This is a genomic window from Oleiphilus sp. HI0080, assembly GCF_001635135.1.
Genome location: NZ_LWFU01000930.1, coordinates 1 through 726 on the forward strand (window position 1 = coordinate 1; position 726 = coordinate 726).

A 726-nucleotide genomic window follows, 5' to 3' on the forward strand; every position below is an offset into this window, starting at 1 on the left:
ACGCTTTATACGATTCGACGTTTAAGTGGCGGGACCTTAGGGCTTAGCAACCTCAACTTTGGCTCAACGGCAGATAGTGACACGGGCCGCGATGGCAGCACGGAGGCGCTTAGACACAACGGTCTTAATGATACGGAGACGTTCGAGCTTCAGTAAACTGAGTCGCGTACCCTGGAGAGCCCCCGAAGGCCAACAGAGTACACAAAAGCGCGAGCAGTCGTGATCTGCTCAGAATAGCTTCGCAGCTTGTTTCACTCATGGCTGCGAAGCCGTTTCGCTCTTCCTTGCCAAGCTTACAGCTTAACGATGAGCTTACCTTTGTTCTCGCCAGTAAAGAATAAATTCAAACCTTCAATGGCTGATTCCAAGCCTTCAAGAACATGTGCACGGTGCTTGATCTGTCCTGCCATCACATAAGGTGTGAGCTTTGCTAACAAGCTCGGTACTTCGGCGAAGTGATCGGGCATCGTGAAGCCTTGAATCGTCAGACGTTTTTTGATGATTGGGATCCAGTTTGGCCCTGGGCTTGGTTTTGCCTTGTTGTAGTCGGCGATCATGCCGCAAACAACAACACGCCCATGCGCGTTCATTCGCTCGAAAATGAGGTTTTGGATCGGCCCACCGGTGTTCTCAAAAAACAAATCAAACCCCTTGGGAGCGAGTTTATCGAGTTGCGGGCCTGGGTCTTCTGTTCTGTAGTTGATCGCGCCGTCAAAGCCCAGTTCG

At 51.2% G+C, this 726-nt stretch carries 1 protein-coding gene; it reads right to left on the reverse strand.

Features of this window, described 5'->3' with window-relative positions:
• Window positions 1-293: 293 nt before the first annotated feature.
• Window positions 294-726: zinc-binding dehydrogenase (locus A3751_RS18155; RefSeq protein ID WP_156492609.1), on the reverse strand; the 433-nt coding region annotated here is incomplete at its 5' end.